At 40.8% G+C, this 22,104-nt stretch carries 22 protein-coding genes; 17 read left to right on the top strand and 5 right to left on the bottom strand.

Annotated features, from left to right (window positions below; genetic code table 11):
• The first annotated feature begins 277 nt into the window (after nucleotides 1–277).
• Genes ACQKMF_RS08550 through ACQKMF_RS08525 form a run of 6 tightly spaced genes read left to right on the top strand, consistent with a single transcriptional unit; the run spans nucleotide 278 to nucleotide 6,351 of the window.
• Nucleotides 278–1,381 carry an amidohydrolase/deacetylase family metallohydrolase gene (locus ACQKMF_RS08550; protein WP_402942547.1) on the top strand — a complete coding sequence of 368 codons (1,104 nt, stop codon included), beginning with the start codon at nucleotides 278–280 and terminating at the stop codon, nucleotides 1,379–1,381.
• Nucleotides 1,359–2,468, top strand: coding sequence for a DgaE family pyridoxal phosphate-dependent ammonia lyase (locus tag ACQKMF_RS08545; protein ID WP_402942548.1), 1,110 nt, complete (start codon nucleotides 1,359–1,361; stop codon nucleotides 2,466–2,468). The genes ACQKMF_RS08550 and ACQKMF_RS08545 overlap by 23 nt, the downstream gene beginning before the upstream one ends.
• Nucleotides 2,465–3,220 (top strand): 2-dehydro-3-deoxy-phosphogluconate aldolase, encoded by a 756-nt coding sequence (dagF, locus tag ACQKMF_RS08540; RefSeq protein WP_101221925.1) that lies wholly within the window; start codon nucleotides 2,465–2,467, stop codon nucleotides 3,218–3,220. The genes ACQKMF_RS08545 and dagF overlap by 4 nt, the downstream gene beginning before the upstream one ends.
• Nucleotides 3,213–4,226, top strand: a complete 1,014-nt coding sequence (locus ACQKMF_RS08535; protein WP_260357533.1) for a sugar kinase — start codon at nucleotides 3,213–3,215, stop codon at nucleotides 4,224–4,226. The genes dagF and ACQKMF_RS08535 overlap by 8 nt, the downstream gene beginning before the upstream one ends.
• A gap of 16 nt (nucleotides 4,227–4,242) precedes the next feature.
• Nucleotides 4,243–4,965, top strand: a complete 723-nt coding sequence (locus tag ACQKMF_RS08530; RefSeq protein WP_427572609.1) for a GntR family transcriptional regulator — start codon at nucleotides 4,243–4,245, stop codon at nucleotides 4,963–4,965.
• Nucleotides 4,966–5,025: 60 nt separating this feature from the next.
• The gene (locus ACQKMF_RS08525; RefSeq protein WP_427572607.1) at nucleotides 5,026–6,351 is read left to right on the top strand and encodes a gluconate:H+ symporter; all 1,326 of its coding nucleotides are present in this window, start codon (nucleotides 5,026–5,028) and stop codon (nucleotides 6,349–6,351) included.
• 213 nt (nucleotides 6,352–6,564) lie between these two features.
• Here ACQKMF_RS08525 and yppF read toward each other — a convergent pair whose 3' ends face one another.
• Nucleotides 6,565–6,747, bottom strand: a complete 183-nt coding sequence (gene yppF, locus ACQKMF_RS08520) for a YppF family protein (protein WP_214746539.1) — start codon at nucleotides 6,745–6,747, stop codon at nucleotides 6,565–6,567.
• A 253-nt stretch (nucleotides 6,748–7,000) separates the two neighbouring features.
• The gene (locus tag ACQKMF_RS08515) at nucleotides 7,001–8,293 is read right to left on the bottom strand and encodes an MFS transporter (RefSeq protein WP_427572605.1); all 1,293 of its coding nucleotides are present in this window, start codon (nucleotides 8,291–8,293) and stop codon (nucleotides 7,001–7,003) included.
• 1,160 nt (nucleotides 8,294–9,453) lie between these two features.
• Between ACQKMF_RS08515 and ACQKMF_RS08510 the strand changes: the two genes are divergently transcribed.
• The 11 genes from ACQKMF_RS08510 to ACQKMF_RS08460 all read left to right on the top strand — a co-directional run bounded on the left by ACQKMF_RS08510 (nucleotide 9,454) and on the right by ACQKMF_RS08460 (nucleotide 20,709).
• Nucleotides 9,454–10,269: an IclR family transcriptional regulator gene (locus tag ACQKMF_RS08510; protein ID WP_101221931.1), complete on the top strand. Its 816-nt coding sequence runs from the start codon at nucleotides 9,454–9,456 to the stop codon at nucleotides 10,267–10,269.
• A 274-nt stretch (nucleotides 10,270–10,543) separates the two neighbouring features.
• The gene (locus tag ACQKMF_RS08505) at nucleotides 10,544–11,077 is read left to right on the top strand and encodes a cupin domain-containing protein (RefSeq protein ID WP_034312308.1); all 534 of its coding nucleotides are present in this window, start codon (nucleotides 10,544–10,546) and stop codon (nucleotides 11,075–11,077) included.
• Between the two features lie 121 nt (nucleotides 11,078–11,198).
• Nucleotides 11,199–12,137 carry a VOC family protein gene (locus ACQKMF_RS08500; RefSeq protein WP_101221932.1) on the top strand — a complete coding sequence of 313 codons (939 nt, stop codon included), beginning with the start codon at nucleotides 11,199–11,201 and terminating at the stop codon, nucleotides 12,135–12,137.
• Nucleotides 12,138–12,238: 101 nt separating this feature from the next.
• Nucleotides 12,239–13,030 (top strand): SDR family oxidoreductase, encoded by a 792-nt coding sequence (locus ACQKMF_RS08495; protein WP_101221933.1) that lies wholly within the window; start codon nucleotides 12,239–12,241, stop codon nucleotides 13,028–13,030.
• Between the two features lie 30 nt (nucleotides 13,031–13,060).
• Nucleotides 13,061–14,749, top strand: a complete 1,689-nt coding sequence (locus tag ACQKMF_RS08490; RefSeq protein WP_402942568.1) for a thiamine pyrophosphate-binding protein — start codon at nucleotides 13,061–13,063, stop codon at nucleotides 14,747–14,749.
• A gap of 12 nt (nucleotides 14,750–14,761) precedes the next feature.
• The gene (locus ACQKMF_RS08485; RefSeq protein WP_427572601.1) at nucleotides 14,762–16,207 is read left to right on the top strand and encodes an aldehyde dehydrogenase family protein; all 1,446 of its coding nucleotides are present in this window, start codon (nucleotides 14,762–14,764) and stop codon (nucleotides 16,205–16,207) included.
• Between the two features lie 16 nt (nucleotides 16,208–16,223).
• Nucleotides 16,224–17,009, top strand: coding sequence for an aspartate dehydrogenase (nadX, locus tag ACQKMF_RS08480; RefSeq protein WP_101221936.1), 786 nt, complete (start codon nucleotides 16,224–16,226; stop codon nucleotides 17,007–17,009).
• A gap of 38 nt (nucleotides 17,010–17,047) precedes the next feature.
• Nucleotides 17,048–18,349, top strand: coding sequence for an aromatic ring-hydroxylating oxygenase subunit alpha (locus tag ACQKMF_RS08475; RefSeq protein ID WP_230176371.1), 1,302 nt, complete (start codon nucleotides 17,048–17,050; stop codon nucleotides 18,347–18,349).
• A gap of 22 nt (nucleotides 18,350–18,371) precedes the next feature.
• Nucleotides 18,372–18,881 carry an aromatic-ring-hydroxylating dioxygenase subunit beta gene (locus ACQKMF_RS08470; RefSeq protein WP_427572598.1) on the top strand — a complete coding sequence of 170 codons (510 nt, stop codon included), beginning with the start codon at nucleotides 18,372–18,374 and terminating at the stop codon, nucleotides 18,879–18,881.
• A 42-nt stretch (nucleotides 18,882–18,923) separates the two neighbouring features.
• The gene (locus ACQKMF_RS08465) at nucleotides 18,924–19,712 is read left to right on the top strand and encodes an SDR family NAD(P)-dependent oxidoreductase (RefSeq protein ID WP_230176370.1); all 789 of its coding nucleotides are present in this window, start codon (nucleotides 18,924–18,926) and stop codon (nucleotides 19,710–19,712) included.
• 40 nt (nucleotides 19,713–19,752) lie between these two features.
• Entirely contained in the window at nucleotides 19,753–20,709 is a 957-nt protein-coding gene (locus ACQKMF_RS08460; protein WP_427572596.1) for a VOC family protein, read from the top strand.
• Nucleotides 20,710–21,193: 484 nt separating this feature from the next.
• Here the strand turns inward: ACQKMF_RS08460 and ACQKMF_RS08455 are convergent, their stop codons facing one another.
• The 3 genes from ACQKMF_RS08455 to ACQKMF_RS08445 are packed head-to-tail and all read right to left on the bottom strand — an operon-like array spanning nucleotide 21,194 to nucleotide 21,617.
• On the bottom strand, nucleotides 21,194–21,397 hold the full coding sequence (locus ACQKMF_RS08455) for an FCD domain-containing protein (RefSeq protein ID WP_427573178.1): 204 nt from the start codon (nucleotides 21,395–21,397) through the stop codon (nucleotides 21,194–21,196).
• Nucleotides 21,398–21,411: 14 nt separating this feature from the next.
• A complete protein-coding gene (locus tag ACQKMF_RS08450) occupies nucleotides 21,412–21,534 on the bottom strand; it encodes a hypothetical protein (RefSeq protein ID WP_290370100.1) in 123 nt (40 codons plus the stop codon).
• The gene (locus ACQKMF_RS08445) at nucleotides 21,507–21,617 is read right to left on the bottom strand and encodes a GntR family transcriptional regulator (RefSeq protein WP_157830966.1); all 111 of its coding nucleotides are present in this window, start codon (nucleotides 21,615–21,617) and stop codon (nucleotides 21,507–21,509) included. Before ACQKMF_RS08445 ends, ACQKMF_RS08450 begins: the two co-directional genes overlap by 28 nt.
• Nucleotides 21,618–22,104 lie beyond the last annotated feature (487 nt).

Here is a 22,104-nt window from a genome sequence, read left to right as displayed (position 1 = left end):
TATTTTTCTTCCCGCCTTTTTTATGAATAGCACGAAAATTTTTAAAAATCCTAATGAGATCATATTATATGAAGAAACTAAGAAGCACATAGAAAAACAAACGATATTCTATTAAAAAATTCTGTAAACTTAAATCAAACATTATAACGTTATATTGATTAGTTCGGTAAAATATGATAATCTATTTTTGTAAAGAGAAATGAAATGAATTCTTATTCAGTGTAACCGTATACAAAGTACTTGCAATCGGTAGGAAGTATCGAAAAGGATGAGGGAAATGACAGATACGTTAGTTCTGAAGAATGTAAAGATGTTAGAGGGGAATGCAGCGGATATCATACTGGAAAAAGGGATGATTAAAGAAATCGCACTTCCCGGAACTGCAACAGGCAATAAGATAATAGATTATGATCAAAAAGTTTATGTTTCGAGCGGATGGATTGATATGCATGTACATGCTTTCCCGGAATTCGATCCTTATGGTGATGAGGTTGATGAGATTGGATATAAAACTGGTGTAACAACGGTCATCGATGCGGGAAGCACGGGGGCAGATAGGATATCTGATCTGGTTATCAGTTGTGAAAATTCCAAAACGAATGTTTTCGCCTTTCTGAATATTTCGCGGATAGGTTTGAAAAGGATTGATGAGTTATCGGATATTTCATGGCTGGACGAAGGGGAATTAAGGAAGGCAATTTCCAAGTACGGGGAGTTTATCGTTGGACTTAAAGCGAGAATAAGTAAAAGTGTGGTTGGTCCAAATGGTGTCCAGCCATTAAAAATCGCTAGGAAGTTTTCGGCTGAAACTGGTTTACCATTAATGGTTCATATCGGTTCAGGGCCGCCTGATATTAAGGAAGTCCTTGATTTACTTGAGGAAAAGGACATTATTACACATTTCTTAAATGGTAAAGCGAATAATTTATTTGATGTAAGAGAAGAGCCACTGCCTGAGTTAAGTAAGGCGATTGAACGTGGTGTTCATTTGGATGTAGGTCATGGAACGGCAAGCTTTTCTTTTAAAACTGCCGAAATGGCAAAAAAGCGGGGGATTCGTTTCAATACGATCAGTACGGATATATATCGTAAAAACAGGGAGAATGGGCCAGTTTTTAATATGGCAAATGTGCTTACAAAATTTTTGTACCTCGGTTATCCATTAAAAGAAGTAATAGATGCCGTTACGGTCAATGCAGCAGCTTGGTTGCATAAACCAGAGCTTGGCAGGATTTCAACTGGGGATATTGCGAACTTGACCTTATTCTCGATCGAGAATGAACAGACCCTTTTATTGGATTCCGAAGGTGAAAAAAGGATGGCAGAAAAAAGAGTTGTTGTAAAAGGAGTGGTTATAAATGGAGAATTCATTGAACGCTAAATACGGTTTGAAAAGAGTCATCAATGCAAGTGGAAGAATGAGCATATTGGGGGTTTCTTCCCCAACTGACACAGTGATGGACGCGATGAAAAAAGGTGGGCAAAATTATGTTGAAATTTCTGATTTAGTCGATAAGTCAGGCCAGCATATAGCGAATTTGCTTCATTCCGAAGCAGCGGTCGTCGTAAACTCAGCATCAAGTGGAATTGCGCTTTCCGTAGCGGCGATCGTGACTGAAGGAAACAGAAGGAAAAGTGAAAGGCTTCATCAAGATCCCATTCAAAAGAATGAAATCATCATGCTGAAAGGCCATAACGTTCAGTATGGTGCACCGGTTGAAACCATGATTTACCTTGGTGGAGGAAACTTGGTGGAAGTTGGGTATGCAAATGAAGGGAAGGCAGAGCATATTGCTGATGCCATAAATGAAAATACTGCCGCCATTTTATATGTGAAATCGCATCATGCTGTTCAGAAAAATATGATATCGGTCGAAGAAGCATGGGAAGTGGCCAAAAAGAATAGTATCCCTCTGATTGTCGATGCAGCAGCTGAGGAGGATTTAGAAAAATATATACAATTCTCCGACTTGGCGATCTATAGTGGATCAAAAGCCATTGAAGGACCCACATCAGGTATCGTTGCTGGCAGAAAAAAATATATCGAATGGGTAAAGGTTCAACTGCACTGTATCGGAAGGAGCATGAAGGTTGGAAAGGAAACAACCTTTGGGCTGCTTCAGGCATTGAATGAGTATTTTGACAAGACAGATAATAGCGAAAAAGAAAAGGCTAGTTTACAAATTCTCACATCACTTGACTCCATTGATGGCGTAAAAGTAACGATAGTACAGGATGAAGCCGGCCGTGCCATATATAGAGCCCGCATTTCCATTGATCCTTTGATAACGGAAACAACGGCGAAAGAAGTGAACGAGCAGCTCAAAAATGGGGATATTGCCATTTATACACGTGATTATGGGATTCGGCAAGGCTTTTTCGATATAGATCCGCGTCCATTGCAAGGTGATGATATACATGTCATAGAAGCACAATTAAGAACAATATTAGGAGGAAAACAAGGATGACAAACATAAACAAACGGTTATTGAATGATCGTGTAGCCTTAAATGTACTTGCAAATAGTGTAGAAAATGCAGCGGAAGTCTTTGAAGCAGCGGAAGGCCATGTATTGGTGGGTGTACTCTCAAAGGACTATCCAACTGTGGAAGCTGGTGTTACAGCAATGAAAGAATACGGAGAAGCCATTGATGAGGCCGTTTCAATAGGATTGGGCGCGGGCGATAATAGACAGGCAGCAGTTGTCGCAGAAATAGCAAAATACTATCCAGGTAGTCATATTAACCAGGTTTTTCCGGCTGTTGGTGCCACCAGGGCCAATTTAGGTGAGAAGGATAGCTGGATAAATTCACTTGTTTCTCCAACTGGGAAAGTCGGTTATGTGAATATCTCCACTGGTCCAGTAAGTGCAGGTGCAAGTGAAACTGCCATTGTGCCTATAAAAGCTGCCATTGCGCTTGTTCGTGATATGGGAGGAAATGCATTAAAATACTTTCCGATGAAAGGCCTGAAGCATGAAGATGAATATCGTGCTGTGGCAAAAGCTTGTGGTGAAGAGGGATTTGCTTTGGAACCAACAGGTGGAATCGATTTAAATAATTTCGAGACCATTTTAGAAATTGCATTAGAAGCAAAAGTGCCTAAAGTCATTCCCCATGTATATTCTTCTATCATCGATGAAGAGACTGGTAAAACGAATGATGAGGATGTACGGAAATTATTGGCCATAACAAAAAAATTGGTTGAAAAATATGCCTAAAAGGATTGTGGCATTCGGGGAAGTTATGATGCGTTTGCAGGTACCAGGGTATGAATTACTATCACAGGCTAACACTCTGCAATACTCCTTTTCAGGCACGGGAGTAAACGTAGCTTCTGCGATGACAAAGCTTGGACATGATGGGTATGTTGTGACCAAGTTACCGGATAACCCCCTCGGGGATTCAGCGATCTCAGCTCTGCAGCGCTTAGGAATTGGAAGGGGCTACATCTCCAGAGGCGGCAAATACATGGGGATGTACTTTTTGGAAAATGGATTTGGACAGCGGGCGAGCCGTGTCACATATTCCAATCGACTGGAAAGCAGTTTTAATACAGCCACCTTATCCGATTATGATATGGATATGATTTCGGAAAGTACGGATATCATCCATTTTTGCGGAATCACGCTTGCAATGGCGGAAAATGTACGGGAAAGTATGAAGGCGCTGGCTGGAAAAGTCAAAGAAAAAGGCGGTACAGTCTGTTTCGATTGCAATTACCGTCCCTCTTTATGGGAGGGAGGTTATTCTGACGCAAAGCCTCATTATGAAGAAATGCTTTCTTTGGCTGATATCGTCATGATGAATGAGAAAGACGCCCTATATATTTTAGGAATGAAGTCAGAAGGCTCCACAAGGGAAGAGCAGCTTATTGAGTTGATCCCTGAAGTGGCCAAGAAATTCAATATTCAATCGATAGCAGGGACACATCGTTCAATCAACAGTGATAATAGCCATACGCTGAGGGGGTATATATACAAAGAAGAGACATTTTACTTTTCCGATATCCTATCATTTTCCGTATATGATAGAATAGGTTCAGGCGATGCTTACACAAGCGGAATCCTGCATGGCGAATTGCTAGGATATTCCCCTGAAAAGACAGTTCGGTTTGCGGCTGTATCAGGAATGCTGGCATGTACTGTCGTTGGAGATACTCCTTTGGCAACCGAAAAGGAGATACTCTCGGCAATGGAAGGTAAAATGGAAGATATTAAGAGATAAAGGCAGGAGATTAGGAATGAATGTGAACAGAAAAAATGGACCGATGTATTTACAGATAAAAGAAATATTAAAGGATCGTATTTTACATGGGGTTTATGCCATCGACACAAACATTCCCTCTGAGCCTCTTTTGGAAGAAGAATTTAACGTAAGTAAGGTCACTGTCCGTAATGCAATCAAAGAACTCGTTCAAGAGGGGTATGTTGAAAAGAAAAGCGGCAAAGGCACTAGAGTCATAGCTAATGGTTCGATTGTCAAACTTTCCAAAGGAAAGCGTTTCACAGAGCTTTTGGTGGAGGAAGGGCACTCCATTTTAAAAAAGGTGTTAAACATAAGTCATGTTGACCTTTCTTCAGACTCTAAGCTGCATTCTTTATTTGGTGACCATTGCTTATGTATTGAACGGATATATTTATTGGACAATGAGCCTTATATTTACTTTACACATTATGTTTCACTGGATTTAAACCAAGAAGAAATAGAAGAGGTCCAGATCAATTCTTTGTACCGCTTTTTGGAAGATCAAAACGTCAAACTTGAAATTTTCAGAGATGAGTTTGCCGTTGCTATCGCTCCGGATCACATTTGCGAAACACTGAAAATCGAAAACAATAGTCCAGTACTAAAGAGGATTCGGATTTCCAGTGATGGGGACGGAAATGTTATGGAATACAGTGAAGGATATTACAACACGGCTAAACAGAACTACATTGTGACATATAACGAGCCGGTACAATAATCCCATTTATTGTATTGGTTGGTTTGATTGTAAGCGATTTCTTGGGAATGGGGAGAACATATGGATCTATATTTATTAGGAATCACGCTGATAGCAATCGTAATAGTTATTTTGGGGGTATCATGGTGGAAATGGCATGCATTCATTAGCTTGACTGTAGCCAGTTTATTTTTAGCGGTTTTTTCCGGACTGCCAATGGACAAGATTGTTGGGGCTTATGAAACGGGTGTCGGAGCGGTCCTTGGTCACCTTATTGGAATATTGGCATTGGGTACCATCTTAGGAAAGATGATGTCCGACTCTGGAGCTGGTATGCAGGTTGCTGACTTTTTCATTAATAAATTCGGTGTGAAAAACCTGCCATGGGCCATGCTTTTATCTGGTTTCATCATCGGCATTCCGGTATTTTTCGAGGTTGGTTTAGTAATATTGCTTCCTTTGGTCATTTCCATTCGGAAATCAACCAAAGTGAACATCTTGTTAATTGGTATTCCAGTACTTGCTGGTTTATCGATCGTACATGGGCTGGTGCCTCCGCATCCTGGAGCCATGACAGCTATTGGAATTTATAATGCTAACATGGGGCAGGTACTTTTGTACTCATTGATCATCGCATTCCCGACGGCTGTAATTGCGGGACCGCTATTCGCAAAATGGATTCATAAACGGGTTATTCCTGTTGGAGAACCGGAATTGATCCGTGTCGAAACAAAGTCAAGTGGATTACCCGGCACTGGAGTATCGTTCTTCATCATCCTTTTGCCAGTATTGTTGATGGTTTTAACTGTAGTGGCGCCTTATCTGCCGCTACCTGGTTCGATTGAAAAATTCTTATTGTTTATCGGAAGTCCAGTGATCGCCCTATTAATCTCCTGTTTTGCAGCTTACTATTTCTTGGGCTACAGACAGGGAATGGACAAATCACTAATTAAAAAGTTGACGGAAGAATGCTTATTGCCATTAGCATCCATAATTCTAATTATCGGTGCTGGCGGAGGGTTCAAGCAAATTTTAATTGATAGTGGCGTAGGGACTGCAATCGCTTCCATGTCTGAAGAAATTTCTTTATCACCGATCGTTCTTGCATTCCTTGTGGCCGGATTGATTCGGATTGCCACAGGTTCTGCAACCGTAGCTTTGACCACGGCAGCAGGGATCGTTTCACCGGTCGTTGCCAATATGACGGGTGTTAATCTAGAATTGCTCGTAATTGCCACGGGAGCAGGCTCACTTATGTTTTCCCATGTTAATGACGCCGGTTTCTGGTTAGTAAAAGAATACATGGGATTAACCGTTAAAGAAACTTTCAAAACATGGACAGTGATGGAAACATTACTTTCCTTCGTGGCATTCGGTTTGGTTTTAATTTTCGATATATTCATATAATTAAAGAAAATTTTTGCAAAACATGATTATGTAGTATTTACCTCCGTGAACTGTCTTGTTGTGACAGATCACGGAGGCTTTTATTTAGTTATGAACATACTGGGGAGGGAGAAAAGGAGCGGCTGTACTCTTAAAGATAGGTCGTTGCAGAAAAAACAGTAATAAAATTCATTCAAAATCGTAGTTATTTTTACTATTGACAAGGGTGTAGTTTCATCCGGGTGACGTTTGTTTGGCTCCTCGAAGATATAAGTCCTGACAGAGACTTCTATATTGCAAGATTGACAGCTTCCCGTTTACATATTCATTCTGAATATAATCCAATAATTCATTGGCATGGTTAGGCTTTTGACGTTTTTCCTGAATATAATGGAGAATTAAAACTTCTATATTCACACACTCACCTTACTTGACAAGTATTTTTTTCCATTAACAATATAACATGGGTATTCAAAAAAATATCATTTTTTGAATATTTTAACTATCGACATATTTATACAAATAAAGGATTGATTCGGAGTAACCGGTGGGAAATTTTATTGGGAAATGCAAAAAAGAGCGATATTATTTCGACTTACTTTTAAGTCGGCACAAGAAAAAACCCCTGATAATTCAAGGGTTGGAGGAATAAAACGATTTTACAAGGACTTCATGCCTGTATCTTTTGTACATGTATTGGTGATAAGCGCAGTTCTGCGGATTCTCTCTTAATGGAGAATAAATAAGCTGCCAAACCTAAGAGGGCTGTAAAAATCAGCATGGCGATCGATGAACTGAAGTCCCCGCCAGACAAGTCACGAAGCCATCCCATGATATAACTCGAAAAGCCGCCCATGATATTCGTGAATCCAATTAGACCTGCGGCTCGTCCTGCCGTTTCAGGTGTTGAGTATTTTACCATGAGCATATTGCTTAGGTGGAACACACCGCCTTGACATCCCATTGCCAGTCCCATACATAGTCCGGCCAAAATAGGATTGGGGATGAAGACAGCTACAGTCAAAAAGACAGCCGTCAATGAAAATAGAATCGTGGCCATCAAACTTGGACGTCTGGTTTTGTCAGCCAGAAAACCGCATGCCAAGACAAATCCTAAAGCGAATAGCCAGGAAAGTGAAGTAATGCTCGACATTCCTTCCTTTTCGAATCCTTTTGCCTCAATGAGGTAGGTAGGAAGCCAAATGCTGATTCCGAAAAATAAGAAGGAGCATACGAGCATGCCGAACCAAACGATCCAGAAACGATAATCTTGGGCGAAACTTTTCTTGTTCTCGGAGGGGGCGGTTTCAGTCACTTCATCATCCGTTTGGCGAATGAAAGCCAATTCCTCCTTACTTATCCGGGGGTGCTCTTCTGGTGTATTCCTTGTCATAAAGATGAACATCGGGATATTTATAAATAAGTTGAAAGCTGCAAGCATAAAGAAAGCTGCTTGCCAGTGGAGTAAAGATATTACGAGCACCAAGAAAATGGCTCCCATTGCCGGTCCTAAATAGTTTCCGGTAAGCCAAGATGCCTGGGCCCTCCCCAATTCGCGTTTATTAAACCAGTTAGAAATGAATTTTCCGGAAACCGGAATCATCATCCCTTCACCAAAACCAAGAATGATCCTGCTTATTAAAAACATTTCATATGAATTTGCCAGTCCTGACGTGATCATCGTGAGTGTCCAAACGAATAAACCGGCGATGGCTGTTTTTCGGGCCCCTAATTTATCAATGATGAAGCCCCAAAAAAGATTTGAAACTCCATAAGCAATGGTGAATACAAAAGATAGAAGACCGATCTTTGCATTTTTGTCATCGCCTGTCATACCGAGTGCATGCAAGAATTCCGGATCTGTTTGAATGATGGAAATGCCAACTTTATCAATTTGTCCAAAAAACCAAAAGAAAAAAATTGGAACGGCAATATACAACCATCTTTTTTGCCCATTTAACATAATACCATCTCCTTATCGCTTTTTAACATTCCTTAAAACGCTTACATTTGAGAATAAGTGTTTTTTCGGTTATCCCTTTAGAAAGGTACTAGTTTTGAATATTCATTTAAGAGCTATATCCCGCCTTTCTTTATAATTTTGATAGATAAAAAGTAACGGTAGTGTTTTGTAAGGAAAACATAGTTTTACTTTCTTAACGATAAATTAAAATAATTTGATTGTCAATTTAATATTTTGATAATTTTCTATTTTTAGAATATAAGCGCTTTCAGTTCGATATCGAACTTTGATTCATCCTATGGAGTAGATGGAACTCTATCAAGCAAGGACTTAAAATGGAATTAATTCTACTTCTTTGTGTCCAAAAAACAAATTATTTACAAATTATCAAAAATTCTGACTTGTTGATGTTGAATTTAAAATCAGGAAAATCTATAATTCATTTATATTGTTTTGTATATGAAATACTTAATACGGAAAATTTCGTGATTTGACAGGGAATATCGAAGTATGTAATTTTTTTTATTTGTTTTTACCGCTGTGATTGGTTATATTTGGTTATATAACAACGAGCTTTTCTATCGAAACGTCAATTAAGCTAGGTCTTCCAAATAGTTTTATATATGTAAATATGCTTTAATTGACACATAAACACTATTCTATTTATACATGAAGAGTAAAGGATTGTAAGGTAGTAATGGTTGCCAATTTGCGATACTGATTCTTTAACAGGAATAGTGATAAGGAATAGCGCTTAAAGACCCCAGCTCGGTTAAAAGTTCCCGGCTTTTACTAGCCGTTTTCCGGAAGTGGTGAAAGCCTTGATTATATCTGATGTGACTCGTAGACCAGCTGTTGTTAGCAGGAAAGAAAGAAAACGGAAACTTCTGAATTGATTACAATCCATCGAAATATGATTGGAAGAACTTGCAAAGCAAAGGCCAGTGCATGCTACTGGCGCCAAAGTTCCTGTCTAGTTAAGGTAGCAAAAGAAAATAGGCAACGATTGAAGTATGCATCAAAACATCCACCAAATGAACGATCGGAAAAAAATGTACATATACACTTAAAGTTCTTCTTTCTAGGTACGAAGAAAGCTTTACTGAATGGGTTATAGTCAGGAGAAAATGAGATTTATTCACAACGGGGGGAATACTCGAATGGCAAGCGAAGAAAAAGAGAAAGAGAAATATAGTGCTAATTCATTGGTTAGGGGCTTGGAAATCATTAAGCTCTTTAATGAAGTACAGCCGAGCTTGTCTCTTTCAGAAATAGCAAAACAACTCGGAGTAAGCAGAACAGTACCATATCGTTTATTATTCACATTACAAAATATTGGTTACTTGTCTCAGGATGAACATACCAAACGTTATAGTTTAACTCCTAAAGTTCTTGAATTGGGATTCAGCTATTTGAATAGCTTGAAATTCCAGGAAATTGTCCAACCTTATATGGAGACCTTGCGTGATGAAATCGGAGCCTCCTGCCATCTTTCCATATTGGATGGACAGGAAGTTGTTTATGTTGGAAGTGCCCCGATCAGAGGTGTATCCGCTGTCAATGTGAACATAGGTTTGCGGCTGCCGGCACATGCTTTGGCCAATGGAAAATTGCTTTTGGCATATCAACCGAAAGAATTGCTCATGCAAATGTTCAAAATCTCAAACCTTACTCCTTATACAGACAAAACACTCACCGCGCCTGGTGAATTTCAAAAACAGCTGGAATCGATTCGGCAAAATGGTTATTCGATGACAAGCGGGGAATTCCACCCTGGCATCCGTTCCGTTGCCGCCCCGATCTTTGATAGGACTGGGAAAGTATTGGCTGCCTTGAATGTCGTAGCAACAGAATCTGCTTATCAAGAGGATTTCATCGATAAAATTGCCTTGCCGAAACTGTTGGAAGTTTCTCGGCAGTTATCCGTTTATATGGGATATAGCGGGGTTAAGCCTTATCAACACGAAGATGTCTGAACGATTTAAAATCGATTAATAAGTGAATAACCTCTTTCGAAAGTGTGGATCTCCCAATAGGGAAATCCACACTTTTTTTTTGTTAAGAAAAGCAAATCGTTACAATTTTATCCTATAGTGGTGAACGTTCGGATTATAAAAATAGTTTTAAATATTCTAAAAACTCATTGACAATGAAGCGGTTTCATTTTAGACTTAATTCATAGACAAAACAATGTTTTGCTTATGAAACATAATTCGGTTTAGAAACAACAAATAAGGGAGGAATTTTAAAATGACAAAAGAAACTTTCTCAGTGAAGGATTTTGAAAAAAAATATGTTGCCCGATTGAAAGACCGTACTCTTGATTGGAATGTCTTGAAGTTCCAAGAAGAAATTGATCCCGCTTATAGACGTGCACAGATGAGATATATCGGACGTGGTGCCACTGCCAATAACGATACGAATGTAATTGCAGGTGAACATTTCACTTTAAGTACGATGGTGCTTCCTCCGGGATGTATCGGTCCTTTGCATCTTCATGACGATGTTGAAGAAGTGTTTTTCATTCTTGAAGGTGAAGTCACGGCATTAATTCAAGAGGACAGCTACAGTGAAGTGCATGAAATTAAATTAAGTGCGAGAGACTGCATAAGCAGCCCACCAGGGGTTTATCGGGGAATTAGGAATGACGGGGATGTAGAGGCGCGCATGCTAGTGATGCTTGGGGCAGTGAAGCCTAACTTACCGACATATCCTGAAGGCAGTGAACTGGAAGAACTGCGTAAACAACGCTCTAAAGAAAGAGAAGCCATCATTAAAGATTGATCATTTAGCCGAAAGGGCACCTGCATTATGAAAATTAATGAGGCGCCCTTTTCGATTAGATGTTAAATATGGCCAATGCGAATGATCAAAAGGGCAATTTAAATTATGGGAGGTATAAAAAATGCTTGGTATTACTCATTTACGACATATAAGCATGATAACTCCGAATTTCGACGATCAAGCAGAGTTTTATGAAAAGGTTTGGGGTCTGGATAAAGTGGATGTTCCGGAAGAGGAGAATACGGTTTATTTCCGGGGGGCTGGACCGGAACATCATATTCTTAGCCTTCACAAGGGAGAAAAACGAGGGTTGCACCATATAGCTTTTGGCATGGTCGATAAAAATGCGGTGGACCGTGCAGCAGGGATATTACAATCGAAGGGCGTTCGAATTATTGAACCGCCTGGATATTTGGATGAAGCAGGTGCCGGTTATGGCCTTCGGTTTATTGATCCGGAAAACCGCGTGATCGAGCTTTCGGCTTGGGTGGAAGTGCAAACGTCTATTTGGAGCAAGAAAAATGTTGATCCAGTGAAATTGAATCATGTTGTAATGAACACGAAGAACTTAGATATGATCGTTGAGTTTTATACGGACGTACTCGGTTTTAAAGTTACTGATTGGAGTGAGCACCAAATGTCATTCCTGCGGTGCAACAGGAAGCATCACTCCATTGCCTTCAATCAAGATGAGCATGCGTCAGTCAATCATATCGCATACGAAGTCGATTCCGTGGATGAACTGATGCGAGGAATAAGCAATGTCCGAAAAGCGGGCTTGTCAGAACTTTGGGGACCTGGGCGTCATGGGCCTGGAGACAATATTTTCTGTTATTTTCAAGACCCAGGCGGTTTTGTTATGGAGTATACATGTTATCTGGAAACGATCGAAGATGAATCTGAGTGGAGAGCACGTGTATGGAAACGGGTTCCGCATTTAATGGATCAGTGGGGGATTGCAGGGCCGCCGAAACCTGAAGCCCGCAAAGCAATGGGAGGAGATCCCGATCCAGGATGGGTTGATTCTCATATAGATGGTTCTGTCATGGCGGAAAAATGAGGAGGATTTTGATTTCCTCCCATGATTCTTGCGCGTAGTTAGCTTCTTGTAGATTAAAGGACAGCATTTGAGGAAAATGGCTTTGAAAAGGAGTGAAGAGAGTGGATTTAGGATTGCAAGGAAAAGTGGCTGTCATTATGGGCGGCACGTCGGGCGTGGGATTAAAAACAGCAGAAATGTTTTTAGCTGAAGGAGCGAAAGTGGCTATTTGCGGCAGAAGCGCTGAGCGTATGGAAAGTGCACAAAGTCAATTACTCTCATTTGGTGAAAAGGCAGATATTTTTGCATCAACATGTGATGTCACCTCAAAATCGGATGTGGATTCTTTCATTAATGGTACCGCTGAGAGGTTTGGCGGAATCGATATATTGGTGAATGCAGCCGGTCAAAGCGTGATGGGTCACTTTTTTGACATAACGGATGAGCAGTGGGAAGAACAGATTCAGTTAAAGTTCTTTGCCATCATATATGCAGTTCGTGCTTCGCATCCTCATTTAGTGAAAAGGGGAGGAGGGCGGATTATTAATATTAATGCGACGCTTGCTAAAGAACCTGAACGTCATATGGTAGCGACTGCAGCAGCAAGGGCTGGCCTCCTTAATTTAAGCAAAACCTTGTCCCAGGAATTGGCCTTTGACAATATATTGGTCAATTCAGTGAGTCTTGGATTGATCCGGACTGATCAATGGGAGCGAAGAAGATTGAAAAATGCGCCTGATATGGACCCTGAAGAGTATTACGGGGACCTTGCGAAAAAACGGAATATCCCCCTCGGCCGCGTAGGCGAAGCGGAAGAAGTGGCCAGTGTCATTGTTTTCCTTGCTTCAGACAAAGCAAGTTATGTAGCGGGTTCGACGATTGAGACGGCAGGAGCGATTGGAAAGGCACTATAAATATATTACTAAAAAAGGTAGGATAACGCGATGAAAATAAAAGAAGAAATAGAGTTTACGACCGCCGATTCCATCGTAAAGGAGCTTGTTCAAGCAGGAGTGGAAGCAGCTTTCGGGATTGTCAGCATTCACAATATGCCCATCTATGATGCAATTCTTAGAGAAGGGAGCATCAAACTCATATGTTCACGCGGTGAGAGCGGTGCCGTAAACATGGCTGATGGATATGCCCGCGCCACTGGGAAATTGGGTGTAGTGATTACCAGTACTGGAACAGGGGCAGGAAATGCTGCTGGTTCCTTGGTGGAAGCTTGGGCAGCTGGTGTTCCCCTTCTTCACCTTACAGGTGAGGTGGCTTCTTCTTATCTTGGTACAGGCAAAGGATACATACATGAGTGTAAAGACCAGCTTTCAATGATGAGCGGGGCTTGTAAAAATGCAGTTAGGCTTAGAAACCCTGATCAAACCGCAGCAGTAGTTAGGAAGGCAATCGAAGAAGCGTTAACTGCACCAACGGGCCCGGTTACATTGGAAATTCCCATCGACTATCAATCGGCGATCATAGAAGATCTTTCACTCGAAGGGCTACGAGCTTCAATATCTGAAACAAATCCAGTGCCATTCATTCCTGAACAAGCTGTGCAAAAAATGGTGGGGGCACGCCGTCCTGTGATATGGGCCGGTGGTGGAGTCATCAGTGCCAATGCTTCGCAAGAGCTGCAAAAATTAGCGGAAATCCTTGGTGCAGCGGTTATAACCAGTCAGTCAGGAAAAGGTTCGATTCCAGAAAACCATGAACAATGCATAGGACATTTTGCGGCATATGAAACAACTAAAGAGTTTTTAAGAAATGCAGATTTATTGATTAGCGTAGGTGTTAGGTTTAGGGGGAATGAAACATCCAACTGGAAAGTGCCGGTGCCACAAGAACATATAGCGATCGATGCGGATTGGCAGGCCATTAACCGGAACTATAAAGCCACGTTAGGATTGGTTGGCGATGCAAAAGATATGCTTGCTGCCGTCATTGAAAAGCTTGAAGAACATTCAGTTCATGCGGAGCCATCTTATTTACAAGAAGTTCTTTCGCTTAGAAATGAAGTACGTGCCCAACTCAGGGAAACGCTTGGACCTTATGAGCAATTTGTGGATGGCATGAGGGATATATTACCAGACGATACTATTCTAGTCCGTGATGTAACCGTTCAGGCAAACGTTTGGGGCAGCCGTTTATTTGAAATCTATGAACCGAGAACATCCATTCATGCATCAGGGGGAGGAATTGGTCAAGGTCTTCCAACAGCAATCGGTGCCCAAATGGGTTGTCAAGATAAAACCGTCGTTCTTATGGCTGGAGATGGTGGGTTCATGGTTAACGTCGGGGAAATGGTTACTGCAGCAGAAGAAAACTTACCAGTTATCATCGTATTATTCGATGACTCAGGTTATGGGGTTCTTCGCAATATTCAAACAGCCGCATATGGCCGGCAGGTAGCCGTGGATTTATTGAGCCCTGATTTTGTGAAACTGGCTGAGTCCATGCATTTTGAAGCGGTGCGTATTGGTTCTGGAGATGAATTCATATCCGAACTGAAAAAGGCTAAGGAAAGACGTAAACCTTCAATGATCGTTGTTGATATGGAAGCTGTGGGGCCAATGGCCAAGCCATTTGGCGGACCGCCAGGAGCTGCAGAAGCATTCAAGCCAAAAAAACTATAAGGAGGATTGAGAATGATTTCGACATACCCATTTGTTTCAGGAAAATATCTAGTTAATGGAGAATGGAGAGAATTACCGGAAAAAGTCGATGTAGTGAATCCGGCAAATACATCGGAAGTAGTTGGCCAGGTGGCAAAATGCTCTGAAGAAATCGTGAATGACGCAATTGAAGCGGCGGAAAATGCTTTTGATACGTGGTCCCGCTCTGATATCGGGGAACGGGCAACCCGTATGAATACTGCGGCAGAAGAGCTTTCAAAAGTTATCGAGGAAAATGTTACAGTGTTTGTACGTGAAAATGGCAAAACACTTGTTGAAGCTAAAAAGGATTTATTGCGCTGTGTTGAAGTCATGAAGGGCTGTGCAGCAGAGTTACTTGATTGGTGGAAGCCTGAAGTCCTCCCAGGAAAACAAAAAGTCCAAATCCGAAGAAGGGCAAGAGGTGTCACGGCAATAATCACACCATGGAATTCTCCGATGATATTGACCTTTAAAAGGGTCATACCTGCTGTTTTGGCAGGCAATGCCGTTGTCGTAAAACCTGCAACGAATTGTCCCTTAACGATCATGACCTGTTTAAAAGTAGTTGCCGAACATTTTCCTCCAGGAGTCATCAATATAGTCTCAGGATCTGGAAAAGCAATCGGCGACACACTATGTACCGATTCACGCGTACGGACATTGGCGTTTGTCGGAAGTACGGAAACCGGGAAAGATATCATGCAGAAATCATCTGGAAATCTGCAAAAAGTATATATGGAACTTGGCGGCAATGATCCTGCCATCATTTTGGAAGATGCCAATATAGATGAAGCGGCTATCAAACGTTTGAGGATGGGGATTTTACGAGCTGCGGGTCAGGTCTGTTCTGCTGTAAAAAGAGTGTATGTCCAAGAATCACGTTATGATGAAGTTGTGGAGAAGCTGACCAAAGAGTTTAGCCGGATGGTAATCGGTGATGGCATTCAGCCTGATGTAACTATGGGTCCATTGAATAATAAAGCACAATATGACTTTGTGAATAGCTTGATCGAACGTACGGCTAAATCTGGAGGAAATATAATCACAACCGGCATCCAGCTGAATCCGGAAACTTGGGATAAAGGTTATTATATGCTTCCTTCCATTATTACTGGCGTCAATCAGCAGAGCGAATTGGTTCGAGTGGAACAATTCGGGCCCATCATTCCAATTTTACCTTTCAAAGATATTGATGAAGCTGTAAAATTAGCGAATGATAGTGAGTTTGCGCTGCGTGCATCTGTTTGGACCGAGAATGAAGATATCGCTGTCGAAATGGCAGATCGTCTTGAAGCTGGTGCTGTTTTCCATAATAATCATACCGTTTTCAGCAACTTGGCCCTGGATTTCCCTGGCTTAAAAGAAAGCGGTGTTTCTCGGGAAACAAGACATTGCGGGTTGGAATTCTTTGCGGACTCATACGGGTTTGCTGATTGAGGAAGGATGAAACTACATGAAGTTAGGTTTAATAGGGTGCGGTAATATCGGAAAATTTCTGCTTCAGGCCATTAATAACGACGGGCTTCTTCCAGGTGGGAGAATCGTTGCGATTTATGCCCGCCGTGAAGAAATTGCCTCACAACTAGCTGAAGAATTCAGGACACAGTCATATGGTGATGTCGACGAACTTCTTGAATCCGATGTAGATTTAGTCATAGAGGCTGCAACGATTGAAGCAGCTGAAGAGTATGCATTGAAAGTGCTTAAAAGCGGGAAGGATCTCTTGCTAAGCAGCATTGGCGTTATGGCGAATTCTGCCTTTGAAGAACAATCAAACCAGATTTGTAAATTGAATAACGTGAATATTCTCCTTCCGTCTGGTGCGATTGGAGGTCTCGATTTACTTAAATCGGCAAAAGCAGTGAATGGCCTTGAATCTGTTTGCATCACCACAAGAAAACCGCCAAACGCATTGCCCGCAGGGTCTTCAGTGACAGAAGAAACGTTATTATTTGAAGGATCTGCTGCAGAAGCGATAAAACAGTTTCCGAGAAACATTAATGTTGCGATTGTGCTGTCTATGGCTGGTCTTGGATCAGAAAAGACGAAAGTGAAAATCATTGCCGATCCAAATGTGTTAAAAAACAATCACCTGATAGAAGCGTCAGGTTCGTTCGGGAAACTGAAACTGGAAGTGGAAAATGATCCGATGCCTAATAATCCGAAAACGAGTTATCTAGCGGCATTAAGTGTTTTGGCGACTCTGCAAAATAAGGAAAAGAGCGTTCAAATCGGGTAATGCATTACGATGTAAAGCTTGGAAGGGAGAGAAAAAGTATGCTTAAAACTGAAAAATCCTTAGAAGAAATGTCGAAACAGCAAGTTGTTAACTATTTGAACGAAACGGTTAAACCAGAGGAAGGCGTTATACCTGCATACCTCCTTGGAGACCCAAAAGTTTATGATATAGAACATGAAAAAGTGTTTTTGAAAACATGGGTTTTTATCGGTCATGAATCTGAAGTACCGAACAAAGGAGACTTCATGACCCGTGAACTTGCTGGCTACTCGCTCATCATAACTCGTGATGCTGAAGGGGAAATCAGGGCGTTTTATAATATGTGCACCCATCGCGGAATGAAACTATGCCGTGCAGATAAAGGGAACAAGTCATTATTTACGTGCCCTTACCATGGGTTTAATTTTAAAAACACTGGTGAGCTCGTAGGAGTGCCATTACAAAAGGACATATATGGGGGGAACCTTGACCGCTCGGAAATGGGACTCCACAAAGTGAAGCTTGAATCCTATAAAGGTCTTTTATTTGGAACTTGGAATGAAGATGCAGAGCCACTTGAAGAGTTTCTTGGAGACATTAAATGGTATTTGGATATCCTTGTAGGACGTGCAGAAATGGAAGTGATCGGGGTTCCGCAAAGATTCGTTGTTAATTCCAACTGGAAAGTTGGTTCCGATAACTTTGTTGGTGATTCCTATCATACGATGGTCACACACGGATCCATTGCAAAACTGGGCATGGTGCCCAATGCTACCTATTCAAAGCGCGGTTTTCAAATCCATACGGATAACGGGCACGGACTAAACTTAGGGACACCTAATCCTGACTTCGCTTTCCCGGAAGAATTGAAAGATGAATTTAAAACAAATTTGTCTGAAGAACAATATGGAGTGTTATCAAACTTAAAGAATATGATTGGGAATGTCTTCCCTAACTTATCATTTTTAATATCCCATACAAAAATCAAAGACCAATTCATCTCCAACACTTCAATAAGGATGTGGCGGCCAATCGGTCACAATAAAATGGAAGTGATCGCTTGGATGCTCGTGGAAAAAAACGCCTCCCAAGATTGGAAAGATAGATCAAGAGATTCATTTATCTTGACTTTTAGTCCATCCGGTATTTTTGAACAGGATGATACGGAAGTTTTTACGGATATTACTGAAGCAGCCCAAGGCCCAATGCCTTTCCTAAAGAATCTAACCTACAATTATACAATGGGTCTTCATCGTGAACCAGTTGATTTTATAGGACCTGGTGTTGCATACGATGATAAATTCACTGAAGCGAGCCAAAGGAATTTTTACAAATACTGGCTTGAATTGATGACGAAATGATAAGTGGGAGGGGGGAACGGAAATGAATGTGGAGAAAATGTTACTCAAATGTGAATTTGAACAGTTGCTGTATGATGAAGCTCAATTATTGGATGATATTGAATTTGATGATTGGTTCGATTTAATGCACTCGAGCTTACGCTATCAAATGCCTGTACGTGTTAATAAAGAAGGGGTGGAACGCCCGGATTATTCAACGGAAATGTTTACATTTAATGATGATATTGAGCTGCTGAAACTGCGAGTGGATCGTCTGAAAACGGATTATGCATGGGCGGAAATACCGCCATCAAGAACACGGCGTTTTGTCTCAAATGTACGTGTTAAAGACTATGTTGAAGGTGAAAAGGCAGTCGTCAAGAGCTATCTGCTTATCTATCGGAGCCGCAGCACGGATATTCAGCATGATTTGATTTCAGGGGAACGAAATGATGAATTCATTTTCGAAGAAGGTAAATGGAAACTTTCAAAACGGATATTCATTGTTGATCAATCAACGATAAATACCAGAAATCTTGCTATCTTCGTATAATATTGACTTGAATAAAAAGAGATAACAAGGAGGCTGGTTACAATGGCAATGGCGTTAAAGGATAAAGTAGTGTTGATTACTGGAGGCAATTCAGGTATAGGAGAGGCTGTCACTAGACGTTTTATACAAGAAGGGGCAAAAGTCAGCATTATCGGACGCTCGATAGAAACGCTAAATAAAATGAAAGAGGAATTTGGTGAAGAAATCCTCATTAACCAAGGTGATGTAAGTAAATATGAAGACAATGAGAGGGCTGTTCAGGCCACTGTCAAGCAATTTGGAAAGCTGGATGTTTTCGTTGCCAATGCAGGAGTCTTTGATGGATTTGCAAAATTTGCCGACGTAACGCCAGATGCACTTTCAGAAGCATTTGATTTTCTGATCGATATTAACGTTAAAGGATCTTTCTTTGGTGCTAAAGCCGCTCTTAAAGAACTGCAAAAATCGAATGGCAATATTATTTTCACCGTATCCGGTGCTAGTTTCTATCCGGATGGCGGCGGGGTTTGGTACACAGCAAGCAAGCATGCCCAAATAGGGCTGATGCGCCAACTTGCTTTTGAACTTGCTCCTGACATAAGGGTGAATGCTGTAGCGCCTGGTGGCACTCTGACAGCATTATCGGTCATTCCTCCACTACGTCCATTCGTTAAAATCGTGGATAATGAAACGAAGGCCAATAGCATTAAAAAAAGAAACCCTCTTCAGCTTGCACAGATGCCAGAAGATCATGTAGCTGCTTATGTCCTGTTAGCATCTGACGCTGCTCGTGCCATCACCGGCGAAGTCATCTCCAGTGATGGAGGATTGTCAGTTCGCGGATTAGGTTGAGTTCATAACAAAATAAACTACCGGAAGAAGGTTTATAGGTATGGCTGAATCACTATTGGGCAATAGGATTATTAATCAACTCGCATTTGTTGTAAATGATATTGATGCTGCTAATCTAGCTTTCACAAGATTGCTGGGCATTAAGAAGGCAGAACCGTTTCTAACTGGTGACAGTTCTGTTTCGAAAGTCACCTTTAGAGGTGTACCAACGGAATCACAATCCAAACTGGCTTTTCTGAATACACCAACCGTCCAATTTGAACTAATAGAACCCGATAAAAATCCAGGAACGATGCGTGAGTTCCTGGATGAAGTGGGTGAAGGGATTCACCATATTGCTTTTGATGTAGACTCTATCCAAAAAAGGCTGCCAATCATGGAGAAAAGTGGATACCCAGCTTTGCAAACGGGAGAATTCACTTCAAGTGACGGCCGATATGTATATGTGGATACACTAAATGATCACAAAACGTTAATTGAAATGCTTGAAAGTTCGGAGCCGAGAGAAACGGAATGGGAAAGACCAGAAGATGCTAGCGTTCAGCCGCTATTAGGGACTAACAAAGTGGAACAGATTGCGTTAGTTGTAAAAGACCTCGATGCGGCTGCAGAAGCATATTGTAAGTTGTTGGGGATTGAAAAACCTCAAATCATCCATTCTGGTTCAACGGATATTACAAACGTGATTTACAAAGGGAAGCCCACTGAAGGTAAGTCAAAATATATGTTCATCGATACGCCGTTAATTCAAATTGAATTAATCGAGCCGGGTGAATCACCCAGTACGTGGAAACACCATCTTGAAACATATGGTGAGGGTGTTCACCATATCTCTTTTGTCGTTAAAGACATGGAGGCTAAAATGAAGATGTTAGAAGAAATGGGCTATCCGGTCATACAGACAGGTAACTTTTTTAACGGAAAAGGTCGATATGCCTATATGGATACAACATCGACCTATAAAGTCATTATTGAATTGCTAGAACGTTTTAATTAGTAAACATGTACCAATTGATCATCAAAAGGTGTTCTGGATGCAATTGTCTGGGCATTTGGAACTTACATAATTTAAAATAATGAACTCCGCAGGTCATTAAATCAAACCCTAGCAATTTTTCCACCTAATCAGCTGATTAACTTACTAGTAGTGAAAACGTAAAAAGTATACAAGGCAATGGGCAGGAAGGAGACTTCAACCATGGCCTTGTACGGTTGGAATAAAAGTGAAAAATTTAACAACAAATGGGGAAATGAAAAATAATTCATAATATTAATATTATTAAAAAACACAAAAAGGAACCCATTTATTAAATTTTATTGTGATACAGGCTTTATGTAATCTAGGTAATATCATTTGGATATGGATCGTATTGACCTTTATTGCTTTTTCTGCATCTTTGTCACGAATGGCATGGATTACCTGTAAGTGCTCGTTGTTTCGTTCCTCATACCAAGATTTATCAACCATTGTAACATCTTCATTACGGGCGGATAAAAAGGAAATTCGAAAAGAAAGCCATAATGAATCCGTAGTCCTTTGGGTGAAAGTTATTTCTCGAGTAAGAATATAATAAGCGGTGAAATTCAATGTTCGCACGGCTTGCCGCTATTCGTTCATTACTATTAATTGCCTGTTGAAGTTTATCCGTTGCCCATTCCAGTTTTTTAAATTCCTCTTCCGTAATTCCTTCACAAGCTTTTATATCGAATAGTTTTCGAGCATTTTCCTGAATTCCAATTCCTGCTGTAAAAGTTCAATATCCACATTGGATATGACCATCCCTATACCAGGTTTCACCTGAAGCAAATTTTCCTGTTCCAATTCCTCAAAGCTTCACGAACCGGTGTACGGCTACAATTGAATTGCTGGGCGATATCATCTTCCGTTAAACGGTCTCCAGGCAAAAATATCCCTTCAATGATCGCATTTTTGATAACAAAAAATATTGCTCCATTAAGGGCTTAGAAGAATAATGTTCTATTTGATCAGTAATAAATTGATAGTGATTGGTTTCCATGGTGCTCCTTTCTAAAATCCAATTATATACAAGTGTATTTATTTTATCTTAAACCGATTTAAGTCATTTCAATGCTTCATACTTTTGATTATTTATACAATTCAATTGGATGGATGAAACTATTATTGCTAAAGACTCTCACAAGGCTATCTTTACATATTGGCAGGGGATAAAATTCATGGAATCCCCATCCATGCTGAAATTGGGGAACTGCTGATACTTTTGGGGAACCAAGGGTGTCATAAAGTAAGAGGAAGCTCACAGTTGTTTTATTATCATCGGTTTATATTGGTAACATTGCCGTGATGAATGATGTATATGGGGATCCTTTTTACAGATAACCATACAATACAATACAATAGGTGAGATTCATG

The sequence above is a fragment of the Peribacillus sp. NPDC101480 genome, from assembly GCF_050277335.1.
Classification (GTDB): Bacteria; Bacillota; Bacilli; order Bacillales; family DSM-1321; genus Peribacillus.
This window is presented reverse-complemented; position numbering and strand designations above follow the sequence as displayed.

Excerpts from the sequence above, each read along its gene's own strand:
- ACQKMF_RS08470 (WP_427572598.1), top strand. The coding sequence starts at position 18,372 with ATGAATGTGGAGAAAATGTTACTCAAATGTGAATTTGAACAGTTGCTG.
- ACQKMF_RS08465 (WP_230176370.1), top strand. The coding sequence starts at position 18,924 with ATGGCAATGGCGTTAAAGGATAAAGTAGTGTTGATTACTGGAGGCAAT.
- nadX (WP_101221936.1), top strand. The coding sequence starts at position 16,224 with ATGAAGTTAGGTTTAATAGGGTGCGGTAATATCGGAAAATTTCTGCTT.
- ACQKMF_RS08510 (WP_101221931.1), top strand. The coding sequence starts at position 9,454 with ATGGCAAGCGAAGAAAAAGAGAAAGAGAAATATAGTGCTAATTCATTG.
- ACQKMF_RS08535 (WP_260357533.1), top strand. The coding sequence starts at position 3,213 with ATGCCTAAAAGGATTGTGGCATTCGGGGAAGTTATGATGCGTTTGCAG.
- ACQKMF_RS08500 (WP_101221932.1), top strand. The coding sequence starts at position 11,199 with ATGCTTGGTATTACTCATTTACGACATATAAGCATGATAACTCCGAAT.
- ACQKMF_RS08475 (WP_230176371.1), top strand. The coding sequence starts at position 17,048 with ATGCTTAAAACTGAAAAATCCTTAGAAGAAATGTCGAAACAGCAAGTT.
- ACQKMF_RS08525 (WP_427572607.1), top strand. The coding sequence starts at position 5,026 with ATGGATCTATATTTATTAGGAATCACGCTGATAGCAATCGTAATAGTT.
- ACQKMF_RS08545 (WP_402942548.1), top strand. The coding sequence starts at position 1,359 with ATGGAGAATTCATTGAACGCTAAATACGGTTTGAAAAGAGTCATCAAT.
- ACQKMF_RS08505 (WP_034312308.1), top strand. The coding sequence starts at position 10,544 with ATGACAAAAGAAACTTTCTCAGTGAAGGATTTTGAAAAAAAATATGTT.
- ACQKMF_RS08515 (WP_427572605.1), bottom strand. The coding sequence starts at position 8,293 with ATGTTAAATGGGCAAAAAAGATGGTTGTATATTGCCGTTCCAATTTTT.
- ACQKMF_RS08485 (WP_427572601.1), top strand. The coding sequence starts at position 14,762 with ATGATTTCGACATACCCATTTGTTTCAGGAAAATATCTAGTTAATGGA.
- ACQKMF_RS08490 (WP_402942568.1), top strand. The coding sequence starts at position 13,061 with ATGAAAATAAAAGAAGAAATAGAGTTTACGACCGCCGATTCCATCGTA.
- ACQKMF_RS08550 (WP_402942547.1), top strand. The coding sequence starts at position 278 with ATGACAGATACGTTAGTTCTGAAGAATGTAAAGATGTTAGAGGGGAAT.
- ACQKMF_RS08530 (WP_427572609.1), top strand. The coding sequence starts at position 4,243 with ATGAATGTGAACAGAAAAAATGGACCGATGTATTTACAGATAAAAGAA.
- dagF (WP_101221925.1), top strand. The coding sequence starts at position 2,465 with ATGACAAACATAAACAAACGGTTATTGAATGATCGTGTAGCCTTAAAT.
- ACQKMF_RS08460 (WP_427572596.1), top strand. The coding sequence starts at position 19,753 with ATGGCTGAATCACTATTGGGCAATAGGATTATTAATCAACTCGCATTT.